At 78.2% G+C, this 4,711-nt stretch carries 4 protein-coding genes; 3 read left to right on the top strand and 1 reads right to left on the bottom strand.

Annotated elements, in window-relative coordinates:
* From A0J59_RS21915 to A0J59_RS20340, 3 genes are all read left to right on the top strand, one after another.
* A partial coding sequence (locus A0J59_RS21915; RefSeq protein ID WP_064317279.1) for a hypothetical protein occupies window positions 1-1,012 on the top strand: 1,012 nt, incomplete at its 5' end.
* Entirely contained in the window at window positions 1,005-2,996 is a 1,992-nt protein-coding gene (locus tag A0J59_RS20335) for a biotin/lipoyl-binding protein (protein WP_156533214.1), read from the top strand. The genes A0J59_RS21915 and A0J59_RS20335, both read left to right, overlap by 8 nt.
* A gap of 160 nt (window positions 2,997-3,156) precedes the next feature.
* Window positions 3,157-3,870, top strand: coding sequence for an anaerobic ribonucleoside-triphosphate reductase activating protein (locus tag A0J59_RS20340; protein ID WP_064317281.1), 714 nt, complete (start codon window positions 3,157-3,159; stop codon window positions 3,868-3,870).
* Window positions 3,871-3,925: 55 nt separating this feature from the next.
* Here the strand turns inward: A0J59_RS20340 and A0J59_RS20345 are convergent, their stop codons facing one another.
* A complete protein-coding gene (locus tag A0J59_RS20345; protein WP_064317282.1) occupies window positions 3,926-4,549 on the bottom strand; it encodes a GyrI-like domain-containing protein in 624 nt (207 codons plus the stop codon).
* Window positions 4,550-4,711: the final 162 nt, after the last annotated feature.

Raw genomic sequence — 4,711 nt, forward strand, 5'->3', positions numbered from 1 at the left:
CCCGCTCCCCCGTCCCGCCGCCGACGCCCTGCCCGGCCCCGTTCCCGTCGACGATCCCCGGCGACGCTCGCGCGCCGCGCTCGTCGCGGCGGGCGCCGTCGGGCTCGCTCTCGCCCTCACGGCCTGCTCGACGTCCGACGCCGCGACCCCCGACCCCGCGACGTCCACCTCGTCCGCCGAGGACGGAGCACCTGACGGTGGCCCCGACGACGCGCTCCCGAGCGGTGGCGGTCGCACGCCCGGCGTCTCGGGCGAGGTCGCCGCCGTCGACGGCACGACGGCGCAGGTCCAGGACGGCGAGTCGCAGACCGCGGTCTCGTGGTCCGACGGCACGACCGTCACCGTGACCGTGGACGGCACGCTCGCCGACGTCGCCGTCGGGTCGTGCGTCGTGGCCCTGACCGGCTCCCCGGGCGGCGCGCCCGGGGACGAGAGCGACGACACGACCGACGACGCGGCGGCCACGACCGTGTCCGTGAGCGAGCCGGTCGACGGCGAGTGCACCGGCGGCCTGGGGGGACGCTTCCCGGGCGGCGGGTTCCCTGGCGGCGAGCGCCCCGACGGGGCGCCGAGCGACCTCCCCACCGACCTGCCCGACGGCGCACCGACCGACCTGCCGTCCGGCGCACCCGACGGCGAGGGGCGCCCGGGTGGCGGCTTCGGCGGCCTGACGACCGGGCTCGTCACCGCGGTCGACGGCACCACGATCACGGTGACCACGACCACGCCCGAGGGCGAGAGCGGCGAGGAGACCGTGACGGTCGACGACGCGACCGCCTACACCGTCCAGCGCACCGGGTCGGGCGACGACGTCGTCGTCGGGCAGTGCGTCAGCGCGCAGGGCGAGAGCGGGGACGACGGCACGCTCACCGCGACGAGCCTGACCCTCTCCGCGCCGGGCGACGACGGCTGCACGGGCGGCTTCCCCGGGGGCCGCGGGGGCTTCCCCGGCGGCCGCGACGGCCAGGAGCGCGGCCAGGGCGACCAGGGCTCCGGTGGTGGCGATGCGTGACGCGGTCGTCCGCCGGCGCCGCCGGTCACGGCGCCACCGGCTCGTCGCGGCGGGCGTGGCGGTCGCGGTGGTGGGCGCGGGCGGCACCGCCTACGCGCTGCGTCCCGCGGACGCCCAGTACCGCACCGCGACCGTCGCGACGGGCGACGTCGCGCAGCAGGTGTCCACGAGCGCGACCGTCGCGTCGGCGGCCCGCGCGGACGCGACGTTCGGCACGTCGGGCACGGTCGCGACCGTCGCCGTCGCGGCGGGCGACCGCGTCGAGGCGGGCGACGTCCTCGCGACCCTGGACGCCGACGACCTCCAGGACGCGGTCGACGACGCGCAGCAGACGCTCGCCGACGCGCAGCAGACGCTGGCGGACGACCTCGAGGCGCAGGCGTCGGGCGCCTCGTCGACGGCGTCCACGTCCGGGGCCTCCGGCACCGGGGCCGTGGGCGCGAGCTCCGCCGCGGGCTCCGCGGTCCTGGTCGTCGGCACCGCGAGCACCGGCGAGACGCGCGCCGTGTCCGTGGACGCGAGCAGCACCGACGCACCGGAGCGGGCGGTCACCGCCGCGCGCGACGCGCTCTCCGCGGCGCAGGCGGACGTGCAGGCGGCACAGGACGCCCTGCTCGCCGGGTACGCGTCCGTCGAGGACGCGGTGCTCGCCGGCACGACGGCGCTCGGCGCCTCGGGGGCGGCCGTCGAGGCTGCGACGGGCGACCAGGGCGCGTGCGCCGTCGTCCTCGGGGCCGACGCCGGTGCGGCGGCCACCGCCGACGACCTCGCCGCGTGCGCCGCGGCGGTCCTCGCCGCGCAGGAGGCGCTGGTCGCGACCGACGCCGCCCAGCGGACGACGGGCTCCGCGCAGGGCGTGCTCGTCGACCTCGTCGCCGACCTGGACGACACCGTCGCCACGCTCGGCGAGCGGTCCGTCGCGCTCGACGCCGCGGTCCAGGCCCTCCTCGACGCGCAGGAGGCGGAGTCCGGGGCCGGGAGCACCGGCGGGACCGGCGACTCCGGGGGCTCCCCGACGACGCCCGGCCCGGGCACCGCCGCGCCGTCGGGGGACGGCTCCGGCACGCCCTCGGGCGCGGCGTCCGGCGCGGCGCCGGGAGGCACGTCGGGCGGCTCGTCGGGCGGTAGCGAACAGCCCTCCGCGGGCTCCGCGCCGTCGGGGAGCGGTACGACCGGGCGCGCGACGTCGTCGGGCACCGTCACGGCCGAGCGCATCCTGGCCGACCGCGCCGCCGTGACGGTCGCGGAGCGGCAGGTGGACGTCGCGGAGGCCGCCGCCGTCGCGGGCACGCTCACCGCACCGATCGCCGGGACCGTGGCGCAGGTCGACGTTGCCGCCGGGACGTCGGTCGGCACGAGCGACGCCGCGGTGACGATCCTCGGCGACGGCGGGTACGTGCTGTCGTCCACGCTCGACCTCGCGGACGTGAAGGTCGTGGCTGTCGGGCAGCCCGTCACGGCGACCGTCCCGGCGACCGGCGCCGCGTACACGGGGACGGTGAGCAGCGTCGCGGTGCTCAGCGACTCGCAGACCTCGACCCCGTCCTACGCGGCGACCGTCGCGCTCGACCCGGTCGACGGCGAGCTGCCGGAGGGCGCGTCCGCGGCCGCCACCATCGCCGTCGCCGCCGTGGACGACGTGCTCGTCGTGCCCACGTCCGCCGTGGCGGCCGACGGGTCGGCGCGCACGGTCCGGGTGCTCGACGGCACCGAGGCACGCACCGTGACCGTGACGACGGGCGCCGTCGGGCCGGAGCTCACCGAGATCACGGACGGCCTCTCCGCCGGCGACGAGGTCGTGCTCGCGGACCTCGCCCAGCAGCTCGTCCAGGACGACGACGAGTCGTCGGGGCTGACCGGGCTCGGCTCGGACGGGTCGGACGCGCGCGGGGGCTTCCCGGGCGGGGACGTCCCCGGCGGGGGCTTTCCCGGCGGCGGGTTCCCGCAGGGCGGCGGCGGGTTCGGCGGTCCGCCGTCGGGCTGAGCGCCGCGGCCCAGGGACGCCGTCCGTGCGCCGGGCAGGTCGGGACCTTGGACCGGTCCGGCGCACCGTGCGGCGGCGCTACGTTCGAGGTCCTGGCAGCGCGGCGGGCGACCCCGACCCGTCGGACTGCCGGGCCGTCGTGCGTCGGAAGGAGCCGCCGATGACCCGCCCGGGCCTCGTGGTCGCCGGACTGAACCGGCTGTCCGTCACGGACTGGCCCGGGCGGCGGGTCGCCACGGTCCTCACGCAGGGCTGCCCGTGGCACTGCGGGTACTGCCACCACCCGGGCCTGTGCGCGGTCGCCGCTCACGGGTCGCCGCCGCCCGGCGACGCGGTCCCGTGGTCCGAGGTCGTCGCGTTCCTCGCCCCGCGCCGGCGGCTGCTCGACGGCGTCGTCTTCTCGGGCGGCGAGCCGACCCTCCACCCCGGCCTGCTCGGCGCGATCGACGACGTGCGCGGCCTCGGCCTCGACGTCGGGCTGCACACCGCCGGGCCGTGGCCGGCCCGGCTCGCCCGGCTCCTGCCGTTCGTGGACTGGGTCGGGCTCGACATCAAGCACCTGCCCTCGCGCTACCCCGTCGTCACGGGGACGATCCCGTCCGGGCGCCGCGCGTTCGAGGCGCTGACCGTGCTGCTGCGCTCCGGCGTCGACCACGAGGTGCGCACCACCGTCGACCCGAGCGTGCACTCGCGCACCGAGCTCCTCGCGCTCGGCACGCACCTGCGTCGCCTCGGGGTGCGCGAATGGGTGCTCCAGGAGGCCGTGCCCGAGGGCGCGTCGCCCGCCTGGGCGCGCGCGCTCGCCGGCCGCCGCCTCACCGACGTGCTCGACGACACGGACCTCGCCTGGGCACGCCGCCGCTCGGCCGCGTGAGGGCCGGACGTCGGCGGTTCGTCGGCGGGTCGGCGGCGGGTCGGCGCGTCGAACGTCAGGCCGGGCGGACGGGCTGGCGCAGCACGGTGCGCAGCCTCGCCGGGTCCGTGCGCCGCACGTCGCTCAGGTAGATCTCGTGGTGCGGCCCGGCGAACGTCAGCCCGTGCTCGGGCAGGTAGACGTCGTGCAGCTCCGCGAGCACCGGCCCCTCGTCGTCGTACGACCCGACGTGCAGGGTCTGCACGGACAGGCCCTCGGTGAGGCTCGTGCGCCGCACGAGGTCGAGCGCGGCCGGGGCGTCCTTCTTCGCGCGGACCGTCTCCGTGGCCGCGACGACGAGGTCCTCGTCCACCCAGTCCGGCTGGAGCACCAGCAGCGTCCAGCGCCACGCGGCCTTCTCCCGCCGCACGAACGTGCCCGGGTCCTCGGCCGTCCACAGGCCCTCCAGCGGTCCGACGACGTAGTCACGCCCCTCCCGCTTGCTCGCGAACTTCACCGCGTAGGAGACGGAGAAGAGCGCCTCGACCGCCGCCGCGTAGGCGGGCGAGGAGTTCGGGTCGCCCTCGCCGTCGACCGCGAGGTAGGCGAGCGTCGGCACGTCCACCTCGACGAACCGGCCTCGCGGCGGGGCGTACAGCTCGCGGTACAGCGCCTTGAGGTCCACCTTGTCCGAGGGCATGGCCCGACGCTACCCGCCGCCCCCGACGACGGCCGCCCGTGCCTCTCCTCGCCTCCCGGACCGCGACGCGATCACCACCGGCACGGACGGCGCTGGCGCGCCCGTCCGGCGACTGGTATCCACACGGTGTGACCGCCTCGCCGCCCCCCTACCCGCAGCAGG

Source organism: Cellulosimicrobium sp. I38E (genome assembly GCF_001647255.1).
Lineage (GTDB): Bacteria > Actinomycetota > Actinomycetes > Actinomycetales > Cellulomonadaceae > Cellulosimicrobium > Cellulosimicrobium cellulans_E.

Bases quoted from the DNA above. Each gene is read 5' to 3' on its own strand.
- A0J59_RS20335 (WP_156533214.1), top strand. From the start codon at position 1,005: ATGCGTGACGCGGTCGTCCGCCGGCGCCGCCGGTCACGGCGCCACCGG.
- A0J59_RS20345 (WP_064317282.1), bottom strand. From the start codon at position 4,549: ATGCCCTCGGACAAGGTGGACCTCAAGGCGCTGTACCGCGAGCTGTAC.
- A0J59_RS20340 (WP_064317281.1), top strand. From the start codon at position 3,157: ATGACCCGCCCGGGCCTCGTGGTCGCCGGACTGAACCGGCTGTCCGTC.